This window comes from Lutibacter sp. Hel_I_33_5, from assembly GCF_007827455.1.
In the GTDB taxonomy this organism is placed as follows: Bacteria; Bacteroidota; Bacteroidia; order Flavobacteriales; family Flavobacteriaceae; genus Polaribacter.
This window is the reverse complement of sequence record NZ_VISM01000001.1, coordinates 3038660-3060513: the sequence shown is the minus strand read 5'-3', so window position 1 is coordinate 3060513 and position 21854 is coordinate 3038660. Positions and strand designations below refer to the sequence as shown.

General features: G+C 29.7%; 18 protein-coding genes. 8 read left to right on the top strand and 10 right to left on the bottom strand.

The annotated features are described in order from the left end of the window. Positions 1-26: 26 nt before the first annotated feature. The 4 genes from cysS to OD91_RS13225 all read right to left on the bottom strand — a co-directional run bounded on the left by cysS (position 27) and on the right by OD91_RS13225 (position 4168). A complete protein-coding gene (gene cysS, locus OD91_RS13240; protein ID WP_144896849.1) occupies positions 27-1505 on the bottom strand; it encodes a cysteine--tRNA ligase in 1479 nt (492 codons plus the stop codon). 105 nt (positions 1506-1610) lie between these two features. Continuing rightward, on the bottom strand, positions 1611-3080 hold the full coding sequence (locus OD91_RS13235) for a hypothetical protein (protein WP_144896848.1): 1470 nt from the start codon (positions 3078-3080) through the stop codon (positions 1611-1613). Beyond that, positions 3061-3630, bottom strand: coding sequence for a hypothetical protein (locus OD91_RS13230; RefSeq protein WP_144896847.1), 570 nt, complete (start codon positions 3628-3630; stop codon positions 3061-3063). Before OD91_RS13230 ends, OD91_RS13235 begins: the two co-directional genes overlap by 20 nt. Continuing rightward, positions 3623-4168: an RNA polymerase sigma factor gene (locus OD91_RS13225; RefSeq protein ID WP_144896846.1), complete on the bottom strand. Its 546-nt coding sequence runs from the start codon at positions 4166-4168 to the stop codon at positions 3623-3625. Before OD91_RS13225 ends, OD91_RS13230 begins: the two co-directional genes overlap by 8 nt. 102 nt (positions 4169-4270) lie before the next feature. Between OD91_RS13225 and meaB the strand changes: the two genes are divergently transcribed. Together meaB and OD91_RS13215 are read left to right on the top strand one after the other, a co-directional pair. Further along, complete coding sequence (gene meaB, locus OD91_RS13220; protein WP_186434458.1) at positions 4271-5344, top strand: methylmalonyl Co-A mutase-associated GTPase MeaB; 1074 nt, start codon at positions 4271-4273, stop codon at positions 5342-5344. Then, on the top strand, positions 5344-7080 hold the full coding sequence (locus OD91_RS13215; RefSeq protein ID WP_144896845.1) for a glycosyltransferase family 39 protein: 1737 nt from the start codon (positions 5344-5346) through the stop codon (positions 7078-7080). Before meaB ends, OD91_RS13215 begins: the two co-directional genes overlap by 1 nt. Here the strand turns inward: OD91_RS13215 and OD91_RS13210 are convergent. Genes OD91_RS13210 through OD91_RS13190 form a run of 5 tightly spaced genes read right to left on the bottom strand, consistent with a single transcriptional unit; the run spans position 7077 to position 11046 of the window. Beyond that, entirely contained in the window at positions 7077-7646 is a 570-nt protein-coding gene (locus OD91_RS13210) for a phosphatase PAP2 family protein (RefSeq protein WP_144896844.1), read from the bottom strand. The two genes, OD91_RS13215 and OD91_RS13210, sit on opposite strands and share 4 nt — an antisense overlap. A 3-nt stretch (positions 7647-7649) precedes the next feature. Further along, positions 7650-8807 carry a peptidylprolyl isomerase gene (locus OD91_RS13205; RefSeq protein ID WP_144896843.1) on the bottom strand — a complete coding sequence of 386 codons (1158 nt, stop codon included), beginning with the start codon at positions 8805-8807 and terminating at the stop codon, positions 7650-7652. Between the two features lies 1 nt (position 8808). Then, positions 8809-9501 carry an FKBP-type peptidyl-prolyl cis-trans isomerase gene (locus OD91_RS13200; RefSeq protein WP_144896842.1) on the bottom strand — a complete coding sequence of 231 codons (693 nt, stop codon included), beginning with the start codon at positions 9499-9501 and terminating at the stop codon, positions 8809-8811. Continuing rightward, the gene (gene gldI / locus OD91_RS13195; RefSeq protein WP_255513268.1) at positions 9498-9995 is read right to left on the bottom strand and encodes a gliding motility-associated peptidyl-prolyl isomerase GldI; all 498 of its coding nucleotides are present in this window, start codon (positions 9993-9995) and stop codon (positions 9498-9500) included. Before gldI ends, OD91_RS13200 begins: the two co-directional genes overlap by 4 nt. Positions 9996-10017: 22 nt before the next feature. Next, a complete protein-coding gene (locus OD91_RS13190) occupies positions 10018-11046 on the bottom strand; it encodes a bifunctional oligoribonuclease/PAP phosphatase NrnA (RefSeq protein ID WP_144896840.1) in 1029 nt (342 codons plus the stop codon). Positions 11047-11147: 101 nt separating this feature from the next. Here OD91_RS13190 and OD91_RS13185 point away from each other — a divergent pair, with 101 nt between their 5' ends. Further along, the gene (locus tag OD91_RS13185) at positions 11148-11567 is read left to right on the top strand and encodes a nucleoside-diphosphate kinase (RefSeq protein WP_144896839.1); all 420 of its coding nucleotides are present in this window, start codon (positions 11148-11150) and stop codon (positions 11565-11567) included. Positions 11568-11624: 57 nt separating this feature from the next. On the opposite strand, the gene recG is transcribed toward OD91_RS13185, so the two are convergent. Beyond that, on the bottom strand, positions 11625-13721 hold the full coding sequence (recG, locus tag OD91_RS13180; protein WP_144896979.1) for an ATP-dependent DNA helicase RecG: 2097 nt from the start codon (positions 13719-13721) through the stop codon (positions 11625-11627). Between the two features lie 130 nt (positions 13722-13851). Between recG and OD91_RS13175 the strand changes: the two genes are divergently transcribed. The 5 genes from OD91_RS13175 (at position 13852) to OD91_RS13155 (ending at position 21763) form a co-directional block, all read left to right on the top strand. Next, positions 13852-14718, top strand: a complete 867-nt coding sequence (locus tag OD91_RS13175) for a hypothetical protein (RefSeq protein ID WP_144896838.1) — start codon at positions 13852-13854, stop codon at positions 14716-14718. 48 nt (positions 14719-14766) lie between these two features. Beyond that, positions 14767-15537: a hypothetical protein gene (locus tag OD91_RS13170; protein ID WP_144896837.1), complete on the top strand. Its 771-nt coding sequence runs from the start codon at positions 14767-14769 to the stop codon at positions 15535-15537. Positions 15538-15605: 68 nt separating this feature from the next. Continuing rightward, positions 15606-16235, top strand: a complete 630-nt coding sequence (locus OD91_RS13165; protein ID WP_144896836.1) for a hypothetical protein — start codon at positions 15606-15608, stop codon at positions 16233-16235. 4 nt (positions 16236-16239) lie between these two features. After that, entirely contained in the window at positions 16240-20496 is a 4257-nt protein-coding gene (locus tag OD91_RS13160; protein WP_144896835.1) for a hypothetical protein, read from the top strand. Positions 20497-20551: 55 nt separating this feature from the next. Then, complete coding sequence (locus OD91_RS13155) at positions 20552-21763, top strand: RsmB/NOP family class I SAM-dependent RNA methyltransferase (RefSeq protein ID WP_144896834.1); 1212 nt, start codon at positions 20552-20554, stop codon at positions 21761-21763. The last annotated feature ends 91 nt before the right edge of the window (positions 21764-21854 follow it).

The following is a 21854-nucleotide window of genomic DNA, read 5'->3' as shown; positions in this document are numbered from 1 at the left end:
CGTATTTCATAATTTACAATTCGTAATTAACTTATAGAAAACGTTGTTCCTTCTCTACCGTCTTTTAATTGAATTCCTAACGCAATTAATTCATCCCTAATTTGATCGGATAATGCCCAATCTTTATTTTCTCTTGCTTCTTTACGCAATTTTATTAGTAGTTCTACTACTCCATTTATCTTGTCTGAGCTACTTTCTGAAGTTTCATTCATTAACCCTAATACATCAAAAACTAATGCGTTTAAAGTTATTTTTAAAGTTGATAAATCTTCAGTTGTTATAGTCGCTTTATCATCTTTAATTTGATTAATAACTTTAACAGCCTCAAATAAATGTGATATCAATATAGGTGTATTAAAATCGTCATTCATTGCATTATAACAATCACCTTTCCATTTTTTCACATCAAAAGTTGATGAATTACTAGCTTCAATTTTATCTAAAAAGCTAATTGCTTCCATTAATTTTGAATGTCCTTTTTCTGAAGCTAATAAAGCATCTCCAGAAAAATCTAAGACACTCCTATAATTGGCTTGTAAGTTAAAAAAACGAACAACACTTGCTGAAAATGCTTTTGGTAAGACCTTATTATCTCCTGTTAAAATCTCATCAGGTAAAATATAATTTCCAGTCGATTTAGCCATTTTCTGACTATTTAACAATAACATATTTGTATGCATCCAATAATTTACTGGAGTCACACCACTACAAGTTTTTGATTGAGCTATTTCACATTCGTGATGTGGAAATTTTAAATCCATTCCACCACCATGAATATCAAATTGAGATCCTAAATATTTAGAACTCATTACAGAACATTCTAAGTGCCACCCTGGAAAACCATCGCTCCAAGGAGAAGGCCAACGCATAATATGACGCTCATCAGCTTTTTTCCAAAGTGCAAAATCTTGTGGATTCTTCTTATCCGACTGTCCGTCTAGAGTACGTGTATTGTGAATTAAGTCTTCTACTTTTCTTCCTGAAAGAATTCCGTAATTTTCTTTTTTATTGTATTCTAAAACATCAAAATATACCGAACCATTTACTTCATATGCAAAACCTTTTTCTATGATTTCTTTAATCATTTCGATTTGCTCAACAATATGACCTGTTGCTGTTGGCTCTATACTTGGTGGCAAAAAATTGTACTTTTTTAAGACATCATGAAAATCAACGGTATAACGTTGCACAACCTCCATTGGTTCAATTTCTTCTAAACGAGCACGTTTAGAAATTCTATCTTCACCAGCATCTGCATCATTTTCTAAGTGACCAGCATCCGTAATATTACGAACATAACGTACTTTATAACCTAAATGTAAGAGATACCTGTAGACAACATCAAAAAACATAAATGTTCGTACGTTTCCTAAATGCGCATTGCTATACACAGTTGGTCCACAAACATACATACCAATTCTGCCTTCTATGACTGGTTTAAAGTTCTCTTTAGTTTTGGTTAAAGAGTTATATATTTTAAGTTGATTTTCTTTGTATAATTCCATTAAAAAAGTAACTATTTACAGATGATAAATATAGGTACTTTATAAAGAACTGAGAAATGGAATTTGTTAGAAGTTTGATAAAAAATTAGAGTAGTTTTTTATCAATTAAATTTTCTTTTTTAAGATTAATTTACTGTATTTACCTTTAATATTAAGTTTTTTATCATTTGAAATAATAATAAAATCTCCATTTAAGGCTTTATTTTGACTTTTTGACAACTTACTAAAAACAGCAGGCTTATCTAGATAAAATGTAGAATTACTACCTACTCTATATACAAGTTGATCTTTTAATTTTGTTAAATTAATATCAGCTTCAGAAGAATTTAGCAACAATTTAAATGTATTAAAATTTGGAGCAATATTATCAATAGTGAGCTCTCCATATTTATTTGTTACATCAACATCTTGATTGATTGTATTAATAACAACACCAGATGAGTTATTACTCATGGTTGTATTTGTAACCGACGCTATTTTAGCATCGGTTACATTATTTAAAAATAAAGTACAAGCGTTTAAATCATTTATAGTTACTGGAGAATAAGAGATGTTTAATTTTCCTCCTTGTAAATTATTAGCATTAAAGGTTCCGTAACTAACCTTACCTGAAGCTTTTGTATTTGGTAATTTTACTTTACAATGACGTGTATTTAAATCGAATTTAGCTCCTTTTGGTACTTTAATAACCAAACGCTTTTTAATTTTTACTTTTTTTCCATTAATCGTAATATCGTTAGAATCTGAATTAAAGAAATAACTAAACTTACTATTTTTTAATTTTTTACTTGCCTTTTCTAATGCTTCTTTAATTTTTTTTCTATCTATTTTTTTAAATCGTTTTTTAGATTCTAATAGCTGTTTTTTCAATTTAATTTTACTACGTTTTAACTTTTTTTCTTTTTCTAAAAGTTTTTTCTTAAGTTTTAGTTTATTGCGTTTCATTTCTTTAACAAAATCTCTGTATTCCTCAGTCTTTTTAAATTTCTCCCACTCTTTTTTAGATTTTATAGTGATATTATGCGCATCATCTTTCCAAGAGAAAAAATAATTATCACCATCTTCGAAATACTTATCAAAATCGAACTCTAAATGTCTAAGTCCAGAAAACATTTTTTCATAATCCATTTCAGGAATTACAATAGTTTCAAAATCAAAATCAGGAATTTCAGGAAACTCAGGCATTTCTGGCATCTCTGGCATCTCTGGCATCACAAAATTATCATTATTAAAAATTACAAAATCGTTAGAATTACCAAATAAATGATTACTTCTACCAGATTTTATTTTCACTTTCCCCTTATTTCCCAATGCTTCAAAATTCCAGTTTTTAAAGTACTTTTCAGCTTCTTTTTTATCAATTCCTTCTACTTCAAAACAGGCTTCTACTAATACTTCGTTTTTATTCCAAGTAGTAACATCAATATCCGTATTACTTGCATTAATTTCTATGGTTACGTCCTTATTTGTATTGAACCTTTCTGTAAATTTTTTATCAAATTTTTGCGCATGTACTATTGTAACAAAAACAGCAAAAGCAAAAACTAGATGTTTATTATACTTGTTGAGTTTCATATTGTTTTGTGTTTATTTTTTTTAAATTTTTTAATTGTTTTTTTAAACGTTGTAACAGCTGTAATCTTAATTGCAAATTATTTATTAATGCATCTATCGTAGCATCATTAACACCGTTTGTATTGAGCTCTAGTGTTAATGATTTATACTCTTTTGTTAATTCTCCTACTCTTGCCAAATATCCATCTACCATTTCCTTATTCTCTTTTGTCATGTTTATTTGACTTAACTCGTAGTTAATACTATTGGCATAGTAAGATTCTATGGTGTTTAATTCTGGAGAAATAGTTTCTAAACTGATGTTTTTCGTTGGAATTTCACTTTCTATAACAGGATTTTCTTCTATATCTGTAGGATAAAATTGTATTCCTAAACTAATTAGTAAAACAATTGAAGCAGCAATAGATAACCATTTATAGGATCTCTTTTTTGTTGTTTTTGGATGTAATTCTTTCAACAATTTAGTTTCAAATTTCTTTGAATGATTTGATGAAAGTTCTATAGTTTCCTCTTTATAATTTTCTAATACTTCTCTAATGTCTTTAGGCATATCGAATTGCTTTTAAACTTTCTTTGACTATTTTTTTCCCTCTCATTAAATGAGTTCTAGATGTTACTTCTGTAATTCCCAATATTTCTGAAATTTCTTTATGATCATATCCTTCTAACAAATACAAGGACAAAACCACTCGGTATTTTTCTTTTAACGCTTGTATTGAATCAATTATTTGTTGCATAGAAATTCCATCATTTATTGTCCATTTTTCATCCTCTACTGTATGAACTTCGTCATTAATAGCAACAATCTCTAACTTCTTCTTTTTTAATTCATCAATACTTTGATTAATGACAATCCTTTTAATCCATGCTCCAATAGAAACTTCACCTTTATAAGAATGTATATTTTTAAATGCTTTAATAAACGCATCTTGCATAACGTCCTCCGCAATTGCAGTTTCCTTTACATATCGTTTAGCAACCAAAAACATCCCATTACAATACAATTTATACAATTGCATTTGCGCTTTTGCATCATTGCATTTACACTTGCTAATAATAGCGTGATGAAGCTGTTTGGTATGGCTCATTTACGAATTCTTACTTTATAGACGATTGTTTTTTAACCGCGTTGCATTTTGTCAAAAAATTTATTTCTAAATTTACTTATTATTTTATCTCACAAAAGTTAAATGATTGATAAAAACAAATTTGCGCTTACCGAAAGAGATGGTGTATTACAACCTAATACAACAAGTGATGCTTCTGCTGAAAAAATTAAAATAAATAGAAGAAAAGAAGTTTCTTCGGATGATTTAGTGAAAACAATTTTACAAGGTGATATTTCATCATTAAGTAGAGCCATTACATTGGTAGAAAGCAACAACGAAAAACATCAACAAAAAGCGAATAAGATTATTGAAGCTTGTTTGCCACATGCCAATAAATCTATTCGAATTGGTATTACTGGTGTTCCTGGAGTTGGAAAAAGTACGTTTATAGAAGTATTCGGAAAATACTTAACATCCTTAGGAAAAAAAGTCGCTGTTCTTGCTGTAGACCCTTCTAGTTCTATAAATAAAGGAAGTATTTTAGGTGATAAAACAAGAATGGAAGAATTGGTTACCGATAAAAATGCATTTATTCGTCCTTCTCCTTCAGGGACTTCTTTAGGTGGTGTTGCTCAAAAAACAAGAGAAAGTATTATACTATGTGAAGCGGCTGGTTTTGATACCATTATTATTGAAACTGTTGGTGTTGGACAATCTGAAACCGCTGTTCATGCCATGACTGATTTCTTTTTATTATTAAAACTCGCAGGTGCTGGTGACGAATTACAAGGTATTAAACGCGGAATTATAGAAATGGCAGATGCGATTGTTATAAATAAAGCGGATACTGGAAATGAAAAAAATGCACAGATTGCTAAAATAGCTTTTCAAAGAGCTTTGCATTTATATCCGATAAAAGAAAGTACTTGGCAGCCAAAAGTATTAACCGCTAGTTCACTACAAAATAAAGGAATTAAAGAAGTCTATGATCTGATTTCAGGATATTATAAACTTAGTATTGAAAACGGTTATTTTCAGCAAAAAAGAAACGAACAGAATAAAAACTGGTTGTTTTCTACCATTGAGAATCAATTAAAAACTAAGTTTTATAATCAAAGTGATATAAAACAATTATTAGAAGAAGAACTTAAAAAAATTGAAAATGGGTTAACAACTCCTTTTTCTGCAGCCAAAAACCTATTAGATTTGCAGTAATGAAATTATTGAAAAACCCGAATAAATTACTTTTTATCACACTTTTCTTACTCTGTATAGTAAATATATTACAAGGTTATTTTACAGAATTATTAGACGACGAAGCCTATTATTGGGTATATAGTCAATTTTTAGATTGGGGATATTTCGATCATCCTCCTATGGTAGCTATTTGGATAACTATTTCTAGTTTCTTTTTTGAAAATGGCGAATTAGGTGTGCGTATTTTATCAGCTATTACACTTTCTCTAAACATCTTTTTTATTTGGAAACTGATTGACTTTCCTAAAAAATCAAACTATACTTGGCTATTTTTACTCATCGTTTTATCTACTACTTTATTTAATGCATACGGATTTATTACCGTGCCCGACACTCCACTGCTATTTTTTATGAGCATCTTTTTATTAGGCTATAAAAAGTATTTAAAAGACAAATCTAATCTAAGTTATCTTATCATTTCATTAGCCGTTGCAGGTTTATTATATAGTAAATATCAAGGGGTACTAATTGTGTTTTTTGTATTGTTATCTAATATAAAAGTCCTTAAAGATTATAAAATTTGGATTACTGGCTTTGTTGCTCTACTCCTATTTTTTCCGCATCTCTACTGGCAGTATGCAAATGATTATCCAACTTTTAGATATCACCTTTTTGAAAGAACGGCTAAATCAAGTTATAAAATTGAAAATTCCTTACTCCATTTTGTAAATATGTTTGCGATTATTGGAGTAACTTTTATATTCTTTTACAAAGCTTTTTTTAAAAATTTAAAAACTAAAAATCAATTCCAAAAAGGATTAAACTATATCGTTGGTGGTTTTCTTGTATTCTTTTTTTTAATGTCTTTTAAAGGACATGTTCAGGCGCAGTGGATTGTTCCTATTAGTATTCCGTTAATGATAATCGTGTTTCATTATTTGGTTAACAATCAACATAAAATAACACTATTTAAGCGTTTAGCATTTATAAATATTGCGCTTATTATTTTAATAAGAATTGTAATGGCTTTTGAAAGTATTCTTCCTTTTCAGTTAGATATGCATGGCCATAAACAGTGGGTTTCTGAGTTACAAAAAAAAACAAAAGGGAAAAAGAAGGTTTTTTTTAATTCTTATCAAAGAGCTTCAACATACCTATTCTATAGTAAAGACCCAATTGCTTCATATAATTATTTTAATGATAGAAAAAATCATTTTGATTTATTAAATATAAATAATACCGTTTTTAATGAAGATGTCTATTATATTACGAATAAGGATTATGGGTATAGTAATTTCGGAATTAAAAGAAAAAATAAAGATTCCCTCTATGTTTCTTATATAAATGGTTTTAAAGCACCAAACTTGTTAAAAATAAACATTAATAATGTAAAAACTTCCAATGATAACACTATATCGATTGATATGATAAATACATCTAAAAATAATTTTTCTATAAATGATTTCGATTTTTATCTAGTTCTTTTTGATAAAAACAAACATCTCTTATTTTTAAATGGAAAAAAAGCAAAGAAGTATAAAATAAGTGATTTTGATTTATTTACAATTCCATTATCAATCAATGATAAAATTTTAAAAATTGAAGAAAAAAATCTTGTTAACACCACAATAAAAATACCTAAAAGAACTATTTCTTTGGTCAATAAAGCAGAATATATTCAAATAATTGGAAAAAACAACCCCAAGTTACATTTAACAAGACTTAGTAAAATGTATAGTTTACAAAAAGATTAAATTATTTTTTTAAATATTTTTAAATAAAAATAAGAAAGTAATTTGAAGAAAAGTATTCCTAATAAGGTTCCCATTAAATAACCCGAAGTTACATCAATCGGATAATGAACGCCTAAATAGATTCTACTATATCCAAAAAGGATTGGAAATAATATCATTATAAAGATTAACTTAAAGTGTTTTTTTAATAATAAAATTGAAAAAACTGTAAATGTTGTTGATAAACAAGCATGACCAGAAAAGAAACTAAACCCTCTTGGTTTATATGAAAACTGACGTAAACTATCCTGTAAGCTTTCCACATTACAAGGTCTTAAACGCTCGGTTAGGTTTTTTATAAAGTTTGTAAACTGGTCTGTAAAAACTACTAAAACAACAGTGAAGAGAATAATAAAAAGTCCTTTTATAAATCCAAATTTTTTAAAAAATAGTGCAAAAACCAATAAAAACAATGGAACCCAATTAAACTGATTGGTAATTGCGAACCAAAATGAATCCCATTGTTCTGTTCCTAAATTATTTAGATAAATTAAAAGCTGTTCGTCTTTATGTAATAAAGATTCCAACAATTATTTACCTACTTTTAAAATTTCTACATCAAAAACAATATCTGCTTTTGGAGGAAATGGACCTCCACCACGCTCACCATACGCTAAATAATAAGGTATAAATAAACGTGCTCTTTCACCTTCTCGCATCATTAGTACACCTTCTTTAAATCCAGCAATCATAGGTCTTTTAGTATCATTTAATTGACACGTTAAAGGTCTATTCTGCCCAAAAGTAGATTGTACAACTGTACCGTCTGCAAGACTTAATCCGTAATTTACATCCAATGGTACGTTGTCAACAACTTTTTTACCATTAGGATTACTTTTTGTCATTAAGATTTTTAAACCAGAAGATGTCTTTGTTGCTTTAGCAACATCTATAGTTGCTTCATAAGTTTTCTGATCTTTTAAAAACTTCTCATACCTAACTTTATCTGCTTCTTCTTGTCTTGCTTTTCCTTCTTTAGTTTTTTCATCAAATTTGGCAATCTCTTCTGTAAATATCTTTACTTCATCAAAGCTTTTTGCTGCATTCCCTAACCTTACAATTTCTATAGATTGAATAGTATCATTTTTTTCAATCGAATTTAAAACCGTTAATTTTAATGAATCTAATGCTAATGCTAGTTTTGTAGAATCTTTTACGATAGCTTTTATTTTATCAACCTCAGTTGGCAATGATAAAACTTTACCAAAAACGGTATGTTTTCCATCTAACCAAGGGGTTTCTTTATGTGTGATAAAAAACTGACTACTGTTTGTTCCTGGTCCAGAATTTGCCATCGACAAAATACCTGCATCGTTATGAGTAAACAATAATACTTTAGCGGTATCTCTTGGGAATTCATCATGAAATCTATATCCAGCATTTCCTCTCCCCGTTCCCGTTGGATCTCCACCTTGAACCATAAAATCTTTTATAACTCTATGGAATTTTATTCCGTCAAAAAACTTTTTCCCTTTAATAGAATCTACTAATTTAGGATTGGTTCCGTTTGCTAAAGACACAAAGTTTGCAACCGTCATTGGAGTTTCTTTTGCATGTAATTGCATAAAAATCTCCCCTTTATTTGTTTTTAACTCTGCATAGATTCCGTCTTCTAAACCTTTATATTTTGCAGATCTACAAGAAGAAAATACTATTAAAAAGACTACTAATACTTTAAAATATTTCATTTTATTTAATCTCTATTAATTCAACTTCAAAAACTAATGCTGCAAAAGGTTTAATTGGTCCTCCTCTTCTTGGGTTTTCTCCATATCCTAACTCTTGCGGAATGAAAAATTTATATTTCGCACCTTCATTCATTAAATATAATCCTTCGCTAAACCCTTTTACAAACTGACTTGCACCCATTTCTATTGGTGTTTTCTTATCTACTGAACTATCAAATACAGTTCCGTCAATTAATGTTCCATGATAATGAATTTTTACTTTATCAGAGGCTACGGCATTTTTACCTTTTCCTTCATTTATAACCTTGTATTGTAAACCACTTGCTGTAGTTTTTACTCCTTTAGCAGTTTTATTTTTCTCTAAAAAAGCAATTCCTTCATCTTTTACATCTTTAAATTGTTCTGCCAACTTTCTTTTTTGCTCTTTTTGGAAAAAAGCAGATAAGACTTTATTTACATCTTTATCTTCAATCAAAAGATTTAAAGAATCTGATCCATTTCTAAATCCTTGTAAAAACAATTCTTTATTTGCTTGTGTGAAATTTGTTTTAATGTAGTTTGCTAAATTTAAACCTAGCGCATAACTAGCAGAATCCACTTCTGTTTCTAAAGATTTTACATCAGCTTTCTGATTATTACAAGAGATTAATGTTCCTAAGAACACTGTGAATGCTACAATTTTTATCGTTTTCATTGTTTGTTATTTATATGTATTAATGTTAAGGTACTTTTTATTGATTGATTAATTCCTATTTTATTTCCATCTCCAGCAACTCCAAAAGCATTATAAGACGGAATTACAAATGTAATGGTTTCACCAACTTTCATCAACTTTATTCCATGTTGTAAACCTGTAATAAAATCTTCTTTATCTATTGTGTATTTTTTTTCTTGTTGTGGATACATACTATTTCCACTTAAATCTTTAATATCGAAGGATATAGTTACTTCTTCTCCAAATTTTGGTGTAGGTGTTTCAGTTTCAACTTTTGTATGATACGCATACCAAAATCCCATTGACGAATTATAATAGGTTTGCAAACTATCTTTTTTTATAAAAGCAGTTATTTTATCTTCTTCTATTTTATTTAGTGCTTTGTTTTCTTCTATCGAAGCTTTAAGAATAGTAGATTTTTTTGTACTGATTGGTCTTCTTGCTATCGGTTCATTGCAAGAAATAAAAAGCATCAGAAAAAGTAAAAGAAAAATACTAAACCTCATAAGATGTTGCTAATTCTTGTTGGTATTGCGGAACTATTTTTTTAAATTCTACTATAGTTTCTTCCATTGTTTTTAATGATTTTCCTCCTGCTGCATTATCATGTCCTCCTCCACTATAGTGTTTTCTCGCAAATTGATTTACGGAAAAAGTTCCTTTGGAACGTAATGACATTTTGATAATATTTTGTTCTTTATCTTCAATAAAAATTGCTGCAAACACAATTCCTTTTAAAGAAAGTGCATAATTAACCACACCTTCTGTATCTCCTTTTTGAAAATCGAACTTCTTTTTTTCCTCTTCTGTTAATGTGATAAATGCTGTATTGTATTCGGGTAACATCTGTAAATTACTTAACGCTTGTCCTAACAATAAAAGTCTTCCGTAAGAATTTGCATCATACACATTAGTATGAATTTTATCGTTTTCTGCTCCTTTATCAATTAAATCGGCTATAATTCTATGTGTCTTACTCGTAGTAGATCTAAATCTAAATGACCCCGTATCTGTCATAATTCCAGTATACAAACAGGTAGCAATATCTGCATCAATTAAATCAAGATCATTATTCATTTCAATATATTGATATACCATTTGACAGGTTGAACAAATATCTACATCAGAATACATATATCTTACATCGTCTGGTTGCTGATGATGATCAATCATCGCAAAATCATTTGGGTATTTTTCCAAAGTATTTTGCATATCATATCCTACTCTATGCAATGCATTAAAATCTAGTAAAAATATAATATCAGAACTATTTATAGCTCTTTGAGATTGCGAATTCTGCCAATCAAATCGATACGTGGTTTTAGAACCTGGTAGCCAATGTAAAAATTCTGGATACTCATTGGGTACAACAACCGTAGGATTGTGGCCTTTCTTTTTAAAATAATGATATAATGCCAAGGTAGAACCCATAGCATCTCCGTCCGGGTTTCTATGTCCGATAATTGTCATATTTTTTGGAGTATCCAAAAAAGTTTTTAAATCTTCAAAGCCTTTCAAAATCATAAGTTGCGAAGATACAATTTAATTAAAAAAATTGCGTAATTTCGCGCCGATTTTGTACGTTAATCGTACTAATTAATTTAACAAAAGAAATATTTATTATAATGGCAACAAATAGAACATTTACAATGATTAAACCAGATGGCGTAGAAAACGGACATACTGGTGCTATCCTAGAAAAAATTAATGCAGCTGGATTTAGAATTGTAGCGCTTAAAAAAACACAAATGACGTTAGCAGATGCTGAAACTTTTTATGCTGTGCATAATGAGCGTCCGTTTTTTGGTGAATTAGTTGCGTTTATGACGCGCGGTCCAATTATTTCGGCTATCTTAGAAAAGGAAAATGCAGTAGAAGATTTTAGAACTTTAATTGGAGCTACAAACCCTGCAGATGCAGCTGAAGGAACAATTAGAAAATTATACGCAACTTCTATGGGAGAAAATGCAGTTCATGGTTCTGATTCTGATGAGAATGCACAAATTGAAGGAAACTTTCATTTTTCTGGAAGAGAGCAGTTTTAAGTAAGATTAGCTTTTAAAAAATAGTAAAACTCGTAACATATGTTGCGAGTTTTTTTGTTAACTAATATTACCCCACAAACCACTAGTTTTTTGAAGTTCTAAAAAAGCTTTTTGCAATACGGTATTTTCTGGTTTAGATAAACTTGGATCGTTTTGTAATAGTTCTATAGCTGTATTTCTAGCTTTTACCAGAATAGGAGTATCTTTAACAACATCAGCAATTTTTAAATTTAATACACCACTTTGTTGTGTTCCCATCATATTTCCTGGACCTCGTAATTTTAAATCTACTTCTGCAATTTTGAATCCGTCTGAAGTTTCAACCATGGTTTTTAAACGTGTTTTGGCTTCCGAAGACAATTTAAAACTAGATAATAATATACAATAACTTTGGTCTGCTCCTCGTCCAACCCTACCTCGTAATTGATGTAACTGACTTAATCCAAATCGCTCGGCACTCTCTATAATCATTACCGAAGCATTTGGTACATTAACACCTACTTCTATAACAGTTGTTGCTACCATTATTTGAGTTTCGCCCTTAACAAAACGATTCATTTCAAATTCTTTATCCGCAGGTTTCATTTTTCCATGAACAATACTTATTTGATATTTCGGATTAGGAAATTCTCGTGATATACTTTCATAACCATCCTTCAAATCTTTATAATCCATGGCTTCAGATTCCTGAATTAATGGATAAACAACATATACTTGTCTTCCTTTTGCAACTTCATCTTTCATAAATTTAAAAACTGACAAGCGATTACTATCATATCGATGTACTGTTTTCACTTCTTTTCTACCGGGTGGTAATTCGTCAATCACAGAAATATCTAAATCCCCATAAACTGACATCGCTAAAGTTCTCGGAATTGGCGTTGCTGTCATTACTAAAATATGTGGTGGGATTTTATTTTTCAACCACAATTTTGAACGTTGCGCAACACCAAATCGATGTTGTTCATCAATAATTGCGATTCCTAAATTTTTGAATTGTACTTTATCTTCTAATAAAGCGTGTGTACCTATTAATATATGTAACGTTCCGTTTTCTAGGCTTTCATGAATTTCTCTTCGTTTTTTTACTTTGGTTGAACCTGTTAATAAAGCAACATTGATGTCCATTTCAGATAATAACTCAATAATACCTGTATAATGTTGAGTTGCTAAGATTTCTGTTGGAGCCATAATAGCCGTTTGAAAACCATTATCTATTGCTAATAACATAGATAATAATGCAACAATGGTTTTTCCAGACCCAACATCGCCTTGTAATAATCGGTTCATATGTGCATTGGAAGCAACATCTTTTCTTACCTCTTTTAATACTCTTTTCTGAGCGTTGGTTAAACTAAACGGTAAGTAGTTTGTATAAAAAGTATTGAAATGCTCACCTACTTGCTCAAAAACAAATCCTTTATTTTTTTGTTTACGAATCAATTTTTTCTGAATTAATTGTAATTGAATAAAAAACAACTCTTCAAACTTTAATCGATACGATGCTTTTGCTAATAATTCCTGACTTTTAGGGAAATGGATATTCAGTAAAGCATCCTTTTTATTCAGTAAGTTATGTTCTTTTATAAGGTAGTCTGGTAAATTTTCTTGAATGCCATCATAAATCTCTGTAAAAAGATGTAGCATACTTGTTTGTGTAACTTTATTGCTGATCCCTTTATTAGCCAACATTTCTGTGGAAGGATACACTGGTTGCATTTTTGGTTGCAACTTCTTTTTATATTCTGAAACAAGTTCCATTTCTGGATGCGGAATACTAAAACTTCCTTTATAATGATTCAATTTACCATAGACAACATAAGGTTCATTAACCTTTAAAGAATCTTTAATCCACTTTTGCCCTTTAAACCAAATAAGCTCTATCGTACCCGAAGTATCAACAAAAGTTGCCACTAATCGACTCCCTCTTTTTTGCGTAACAGACTTAATATGAGTTATTTTACCTACAACCTGTACTTCTGAACTATTAATTTGTAAATCTTTAATAGCATAAAAATTAGTTTTATCAATATATCTAAAAGGAAAGAAATGCAATAGATCATTACATGTTTTTATACCTAGCTCCTTGTAGTATAGTGCTGCTTTATTAAGGCTAACACCTTTTATATATGTAATTGGTTTTTGTAGCGAAATCAACTAAAAAAGATTAAATTTTTTATTCCTTCTATTTGACGAAATTAAAGAAAACAAAACAAAATTAATAGGCTTTGGATTTGTTTATTAAATTCTAAATTTGTTTATTTGACTCAGTAAACCAAATTTAATGCCCCTAAAAACTAGAATTCCCCTATATTCAGTTTTGATGATTATGTTGGTTTTTTCTGTTTGTTTAAACACTCAGAATGTCAATAGTCAAAACAAACCTGCTCGTAAATCCACTGGAGTTTCGGTCTCACCTGCACATTTCCATTTCAATCAAAAACAAGGAGAAGTAAAAACCTATAATATTACTATTAATAATAGTACGAATAGTAACATGCAGTTTAATGTAAACATGTATGACTTTGATATGAATAGCAGAGGTAAGAGTAGTTTTTTACCTCCTGGAAAAGGAAAATATTCATTATCTAAATGGTTAAGCGTCTCTCCTACTTTTGTAGAATTAAAGCCTTTCGAAAAAAGATTAGTAAAAGTTACCGTTAGTGTTCCTAATGATGATTCTGGTAGAAAAGCAGCTTGGTCTATCTTAATGGTAGAACAAGAAGCTCCAAGAACCTCTTTAGCAAATACACGTAAAAGTAATGGTACAGTTGCCTTAGGAGTAATACCAACTTTTGCATTTGGAATTTTTGCTTATCAAAATCCGCCAAATGTATTATCTAATAAAGTAGAGTTCACTGATTTTCAGTTTGATCAGTCAGAAGATACTGCCTCTTTATTTTTAAAAGTTCAAAATACTGGAGACGGAATTGCGTATTGTACTTCTTATATAGATTTAACAAATTTAAGTACTGGGCAACAAGAAAGATTAAAAGTGAAAAAGTTTACTATCATACCAGAACTAGAAAGAAACTTCTCTTTTACATTACCAGATAAACTCCCTAGTGGAAAATATTTGGCTGTAGGAGTATTAGATTACGAAAGTTCTGATGAAATACAAGCAGCAAAAATGGAATTTGAAATCAAATAAATTATAAAAAATTAATATTAACAAAAACTCCCTTAAATTTTATTTATTATGAGAAAACTAAATTTAGTAATTACAGCAGTGCTACTAGTAGGTGTATTTTCATCTGCCAACGCACAATTGATTGACGAAAAAGATGTGTCAATCACATTAGACATGCAACCGGTGTTGCAATTAGAAATGACTACTCCGAATCAAATCGAATTCGTTTTTGATGAGGTGAATGAGTACAATGCAGGTATTACCCAACATGGTGGTACTATATTAAAAGTAAGTTCTACAGTAAACTGGGATTTATATGCAGTAGGTAGATCGCAAAGAGGAAATAGATTTTGGGATCAACAAGTATCTTACGGAAGTTCTTCAAATTCTATATCAGACTTACCTATCAGTTTATTAGAGCTTAGACAGAGTCAAGCAAATACTGGTGGTGGAGCAAGTACTGGTCCTTTTAGAGATTATAGTGCACGTTTTCCAAATGCAAGTACTCCTTCTGGATCTAATAGTGTATTTGTAAATGATGATGGTGGTTCTAACGCACCAGACTTAAATAACAAATATATTGCTGGACACGATGGTACAACTGGTACTGGAGATTTTATGGCTGGTGGTAGTTATTTAAACCAAACTGGTACATCTTCTAACTTTTACTATGTAATGGATTATAGAATTTTACCAAGTTTACCGGCTGTATTCCCAAATGCATTTAATCAAACAACAGCTGCTGCAGAAGATATTGTAACTGCAAATGCTGCGGGTAACTATGCAGAACCTGGAGTATATACAATGTATGTACAATATGTTTTACTAGAAGACCAATAAAAAAAATAAAAATGTAATTAAAAAAGGATGTAACTTAATTACTTAGTTACATCCTTTTTATAATAAGAATGATTTTAAAACTATCTAAAGTATTAAATTTTCTAATAGTAGTCGTGTTATTTTGGGCAACTACAACAAGCAATGCTCAAATTCATTGTGGCGATGTTTCTATAACGCCAGATACAACTGTAAACTCTTTAATGGTTTTTGATAATTTTACGAATTACCAATCTGGTATTACAATTAATAGTGTTACAAGAATTAGAGTAACCGTAGAAGATAAAAACACACCAGATCCATTATGTTCTTGGAGTTTGCGTATGTTTATTGATAATAATTCTGGTGCTGGAACTCCACCTACAGAATGGGAAGAAATTACTACTTATGGTAATGGAAATGGTCAAAACCCTTTAATAAATTCTTTAGAAATTAGAGTAAGGAATTCTTGTACTACATCACCTTCAGATGGAATTTATAGATCGTTTACAGATGCAAATGATATTTTAGATATCATAGAACAGATGTTACCAGTTACTCCAGCCGGAAGCTGTACAGATAATATAAATGGTGCAGGAAGTTATTTAACAAATTATAATGAGTTTAATTTTAATGTTGATATTAGGTTTAAACCAGACTTTTCTTTTAATCCAGGAATATTCAAATTAAATATTAGATTCCTATTATCAGAAAACTTATAAAGATTTGAAAACCAATAATTCTTCTTTATTAAAATTTCTTTATAAACTTTTATTCATTTGTGCTCTTCTATGCTCGCAATCAAGTTTTTCTCAAGAAAACGATACAATTCCTGTAAAAAAAGAATCTAGAGCTACTATATTAAAAAAAATAAGAGCTGCAAAAATTGCCCAAAAAAGAAAAAAAGATTCTATTAAAAAAGCACGATTAAAGGTAAGACAAGAGGCTAGGAAAATTAGAATTGCAGAAAAAAAAGCAAGAGATTTAGATAAGCTTAAACAAAAACGTTATGCTTTACTTCAAAGAAAAAAGAAATTAGACTCTTTAAAAACACTTAAAAATAATTTAGAACTAGAGCGACTTGCAAAGAACGTTAAGCAAAAAATTAAAGACGAAAATAAAGAAGTAGTTTTTACTGAAGTAAAACCTCCACCAAAAAAAATAATCGATCCAATTACTTTAAAAGAAATCATACATCTTAAAGAAGATCCTTCTATTGAAAAAAATAGTGTAACAGAATCAAAAGAGGAAGTTGCATTAAATCAGAAAAAGACAACATCAGAAAGTCCTAATACTGAAGTAAAAGAGAAAAAAGAATCAATTGCATCAGCAACAAAAGAAATAACAAAAGCTCTTGAAAAAACTGTTCTGAAGAAAAAAGAAAATGCAAAAAGCAAAATAGTAATTAAAGAAGATATTAATCCAGCTCAAGAAGTTGTACTGAATAAAAAGAAGATACTTGCTGAATCGTCAGAAGTAGCTGTTAACAATCCAACCAATAAAGAAACGGAGAAAATTAACTCAAAAGGAAGTGAATCTACAATAGTAAATGCACCTCAAAAAAAGACTATTGCTGAATCAACAGAAATAGTTACTACCACTCCAACCAAAAAAGAAACGGAGAAAATTAACTCAAAAGAAAATGAATCTACAATAATAAATGCACCTCAAAAAAAGACTATTGCTGAATCACCAGAAATAGTTACTACCACTCCAACCAAAAAAGAAACGGAGAAAATTAACTCAAAAGAAAATGAATCTACAATAGTTAGCGCACCACAAAAGAAGACAGTTGCTGAATTACCTGAAATAGTTACTACTACGCCAACAAAAAAAGAAACGGAGAAAATTAACTCAAAAGAAAATGAATCTACAATAGTTAGCGCACCACAAAAGAAGACAGTTGCTGAATTACCTGAAATAGTTACTACCACTCCAACCAATAAAGAAGAGAAGAAAATCAACTCAAAAGAAGGTGATTTTACAATTTTAGAAGATATCGTAAATAAAGCAGAAGAAAAAAAACAAATAAGTGAATCAATAATTCCAAAAGACACCATAACACAAAGTATTTCTAAAACTTTAGTTGCTCCTGGGAAAAGGAATTTTATCGAAGAAGATGAAGATAATGAGTTTTTAAGAAGCGGAAATTTACTGACAAAGTATGCTAGAAAAATTATTAATTTAAAACCTGGAGAAGTAGTTTCTAACGTTTTGCATATTGTAAATATTGGTAAAAAAGAAATACGTTTTAAAACAGATTTAATTTATCCTGGTGGCTGGACACGAATTGATGATGCCACAAAAACATATACTGTAAAAGCTAACGATACCTTATATGTACCGATAATTATAAGCCCAAGAAAATTAATTAATGGAAATACAGAAATAATAGTTAATACCTTTTTAGTTGGTGAAGAAGACCAGCAATTAGCAAATAATTTCTTTTCTTTAAAAACTAAAAAAAGAATTTCTTGGGCATTAAGCGCTCCAAATAACACAAATATTTATTTTAAAAATGGTGAAACAACGAAACGATTTGACTTTTCTGTAATAAATACTGGAAACAACAATCAAGATTTGTTTATCAACTTTAACATTCCTAAAAAAGACTTATTTCTTACGGATACTTTATTTAATCGTTTAAAGAACATTAATACAACAATTAGTTTAGAACCAAGAGCTCAAAAAGAGTTTAGTTATGTTGCTAATATTAATAATTTGCTAAAAAGAAACCATAAACGAATTTCTTTAAACACCTATTTACCAAATAAAAATAAGAAGCGAAAAACACATTCGTTGATTATTAATAGTAGTGAACCAAAATTTGAAAGTAATTTTTCAAGGAAAAGAACAAAATTAAATTTTGTAAAACTGCCTAATGAATTAGAGGCTAATCCTTACGGATACCCTTATTTACCATTAACAGTAGAATTAAACGCACAAAACGTTCTAGATGATCGTTCTTTTCTTGCATTAAGTTTACGAGGCTTTAAACAGCTTAATTCCAAAGCTAATATTATTTACTCTACTCAAATAAATTATAGTAATGCTTTTTTCACCAACAATGTTTTTAATAACATGCCGTGGTATGTTGGTTATTTTGATGAAAAAAAGAGCATTGAAGTTGGGCAAGTAAGCGGAAATTTAATTGGAATTGCCAATGCTGGTACAGGTGTAAAAGCGTCCTATTTATTTTCTGAAAAACATGCAGCTGGTGCATTTTTTGTAAACTCAAATGGATTTTTTGATTCTAAAAACAATAGAACTTTTGGTGGTTGGTATCGATTTAGACCTTATAATGGCTATGAAATTACCGCAAGTGTTGGTAGAAATATAAATAATATTTCAAATAGAAACATAACCATTGCTTCTTTAAGTGCGAACGCAAAAATATTTAACAAGCATGGTATTAATATTAATACTGTATTTTCTAATAAAGAAATTTTAAACACTTCAGAAACTAGAAAAGGCTTTATGTTTGGCGGTAGTTATAATGCCTCCTTTCTAAAAAAGAGATTAAAAGTAAATACAAGTTTTAGAGTAAATGATAAAAACTTTAGTTTTTCAAATTTTGAAAGATTTGTTGCAAACAATAGAGTACAGTATAAAATTAACAATAATTGGAGTTCGTTTTTATCTACAAACTATCAAGATTTAACGTCATACGATATCAATAATAATCAATTATATAAACAAGATTTAGTATTCTCTAACCTTGTATTTTCTACAAAAAATGATAGTGGCTCCTATCAAACAGGTTTATATTACGAAAATAGAAATATACCCAATAATTCATTATTAAACAGAGGAGCAACCTTTAGATACTCTAAATTTAATTTCTTGAATAACTTTTTAGCCTCTGTTTTTACAAGAGTTGGGTATGCTAGAGCAAAAGATATTATAGATGCAAAAGACTATTTTAACTTACAAGTTACAGGCTTAATTAGATATAAAACCTGGAACTTTAATGCTTTATATAGTCTAGGTTCTTTTTCTTCCATTACTTCACAAGCAAGTACAAACGACTTTTTAACGCCTCAATCTATACGACTTTCGTTGCAAAATCAATATCAATTTCCTAATAGAAGATTAGTCTTAGAATCTAATCTTATCTATAGTTTTAATAACGTATTTAATAATCATACCGCAGGAATATTTCCTAATGTCTATTACTTTACAGATACAGGTTGGCGTTTTGGTTTAAGTGCAAATTATACATTTAGCTCATCAGATTTCAGTTCTGTTTTCGACAATGTAGATCAACAAAACAATAACACCTTCGGTACTTCGGGGCCAATAATAAACAGTAATTTTAATTTGAATTTTAGCCTAAGAAAAGATTTCGGAATTCCGATTCCTTTTGCTAAAAAAGTAAATGCCACTAAAAAAATAGTTGCTTTTCTTGATATTAATGGAAATAGTATAAAAGATGCTAACGAAAGTGCTTTAGAAAATGTTGTTGTTAAATTGAATAAAAATGAAGTACTAACGGATGCTAATGGAGAAGCAATCGTTAAAAATCTTCAGAAAAATAAATACAAGCTAGAAACATTTTCATTAGAAAAACTAAATGGGTGGTTTCCGAATGTAAAAGATTCAATTTTTATTATTGATGACGGAATAACTCACATTCCCTTTGTAAGAGGTGTTAAAGTTTATGGAGACGTCATTTTAGACCGTCAGAAAATTGCGGTAGCCGATAAAGCAGCTATCGATTTATCAAGAATAAAAATTACCGCAATAAAAAACACCAACGCTTATAGCACACTTACAAACAAGAAAGGACGATTCGAATTCTATTTACCTTTTGGAGATTATACGGTCACTATGGACGAACAAATCTTAGGAGAACGTTTTAAAATCTCAAGAAATAACATCCCAATGAAACTCAAAAATTCTCAAGATGGCGTTTATATTTCCTTCTATGTTGTTGAAAAACGGAGAAAGGTTATTTTTAAAGACTTTACAAAGAAAAATTAATCCTTTTACAACTCACATATATTCGTAGCTTTGCACTTTGTAAGAAAACAAACGAATGAGATTACATAGAAACTTAACTTTTGCAGTAATAGATAGTATCCGAGATATTTTTAATGAAGGAGTTTATGCAGATAAGGCAGTAGAAAAAGCGTTAAAAAGAGATAAACGCTGGGGAAGCAGAGACAGAAAGTTTGTGGCAGAAACTATTTACGAAATTGTTCGTTGGAATAGGTTATACGCAGAAATTGCAGAAGTAAAAGCACCTTATGATAGAGATAATATTTGGCGCTTATTTTCTGTATGGTGTATTTTAAGAGGTATTGCCCTACCCGATTGGAATCAGATTGGTGATGTTCCAGAAAGAAGAATTAAAGGTCGTTTTGCTGAACTTTCTAAAACTAGAAAATATAGAGAATCTATTCCAGATTGGATGGATGAGTTATGTGTTTCAGAATTAGGTGAAGATATTTGGACAAAAGAAATAGCCGCTTTAAACAAACAAGCTAGTGTAATTCTAAGAACTAATACATTAAATATCAGTAGAGAACTCCTTCAAAAGAAATTAAAAACTGAGAATGTAAATACATTACCAGTTCCAAATCATCCAGATGCATTAATTTTAGAAGAGAGAGCCAATGTTTTTAGAACAGAAGCATTTCATAACGGTTTTTTTGAAGTTCAAGATGCTTCATCGCAACTTGTTGCAGCTTATTTAGACGTAAAACCAGGAATGAAAGTTGTAGATACCTGTGCTGGTGCGGGAGGAAAAACATTACATCTTTCAGCTTTAATGGAAAATAAAGGGCAAGTTATTGCGATGGATATTTACGAAAGTAAATTGCGTAAATTAAAAGTAAGAGCAAAAAGAAATAAAGCGCATAATATTGATATGCGTGTGATTGATTCTACAAAACCAATCAAAAAATTACACGGAAAAGCTGATAGAGTTTTAATTGATGCTCCGTGTTCTGGTTTAGGTGTTATTCGTAGAAATCCAGATTCTAAATGGAAATTACAACCAGAATTTATCGATAACATTAAAAAAATACAACAAGAAATTTTACAGAGCTATTCAAAAATGGTAAAACCAGGCGGAAAACTAGTATACGCAACCTGTTCTGTTTTGCCATCTGAGAACCAATTACAAGTGGAAGAGTTCTTAGCTTCTGAAGCAGGAAAAGAGTTTTCTTTTGTATCCGATAAAAAAGTACTGTCTCACATTTCTGGTTTTGACGGATTTTATATGGCGCTCATAGAAAAGAAATAAATTAATTCAACTAACGATTCTTTAAGAATCGTTTTTTTTTGGTTAATAAACACGTGAATAACTCTAAAATTTACCAGTAATAATTCATCTA

What these genes read in the sequence shown, in the direction of transcription:
- meaB (WP_186434458.1), top strand. Translation starts at nt 4,271, where the DNA reads ATGATTGATAAAAACAAATTTGCGCTTACCGAAAGAGATGGTGTATTA.
- OD91_RS13225 (WP_144896846.1), bottom strand. Translation starts at nt 4,168, where the DNA reads ATGAGCCATACCAAACAGCTTCATCACGCTATTATTAGCAAGTGTAAA.
- OD91_RS13200 (WP_144896842.1), bottom strand. Translation starts at nt 9,501, where the DNA reads ATGAAAACGATAAAAATTGTAGCATTCACAGTGTTCTTAGGAACATTA.
- OD91_RS13170 (WP_144896837.1), top strand. Translation starts at nt 14,767, where the DNA reads ATGAGAAAACTAAATTTAGTAATTACAGCAGTGCTACTAGTAGGTGTA.
- OD91_RS13155 (WP_144896834.1), top strand. Translation starts at nt 20,552, where the DNA reads ATGAGATTACATAGAAACTTAACTTTTGCAGTAATAGATAGTATCCGA.
- OD91_RS13190 (WP_144896840.1), bottom strand. Translation starts at nt 11,046, where the DNA reads ATGATTTTGAAAGGCTTTGAAGATTTAAAAACTTTTTTGGATACTCCA.
- cysS (WP_144896849.1), bottom strand. Translation starts at nt 1,505, where the DNA reads ATGGAATTATACAAAGAAAATCAACTTAAAATATATAACTCTTTAACC.
- OD91_RS13165 (WP_144896836.1), top strand. Translation starts at nt 15,606, where the DNA reads ATGATTTTAAAACTATCTAAAGTATTAAATTTTCTAATAGTAGTCGTG.
- OD91_RS13185 (WP_144896839.1), top strand. Translation starts at nt 11,148, where the DNA reads ATGGCAACAAATAGAACATTTACAATGATTAAACCAGATGGCGTAGAA.
- OD91_RS13215 (WP_144896845.1), top strand. Translation starts at nt 5,344, where the DNA reads ATGAAATTATTGAAAAACCCGAATAAATTACTTTTTATCACACTTTTC.
- OD91_RS13205 (WP_144896843.1), bottom strand. Translation starts at nt 8,807, where the DNA reads ATGAAATATTTTAAAGTATTAGTAGTCTTTTTAATAGTATTTTCTTCT.
- OD91_RS13230 (WP_144896847.1), bottom strand. Translation starts at nt 3,630, where the DNA reads ATGCCTAAAGACATTAGAGAAGTATTAGAAAATTATAAAGAGGAAACT.
- gldI (WP_255513268.1), bottom strand. Translation starts at nt 9,995, where the DNA reads ATGCTTTTTATTTCTTGCAATGAACCGATAGCAAGAAGACCAATCAGT.
- OD91_RS13235 (WP_144896848.1), bottom strand. Translation starts at nt 3,080, where the DNA reads ATGAAACTCAACAAGTATAATAAACATCTAGTTTTTGCTTTTGCTGTT.
- OD91_RS13175 (WP_144896838.1), top strand. Translation starts at nt 13,852, where the DNA reads ATGCCCCTAAAAACTAGAATTCCCCTATATTCAGTTTTGATGATTATG.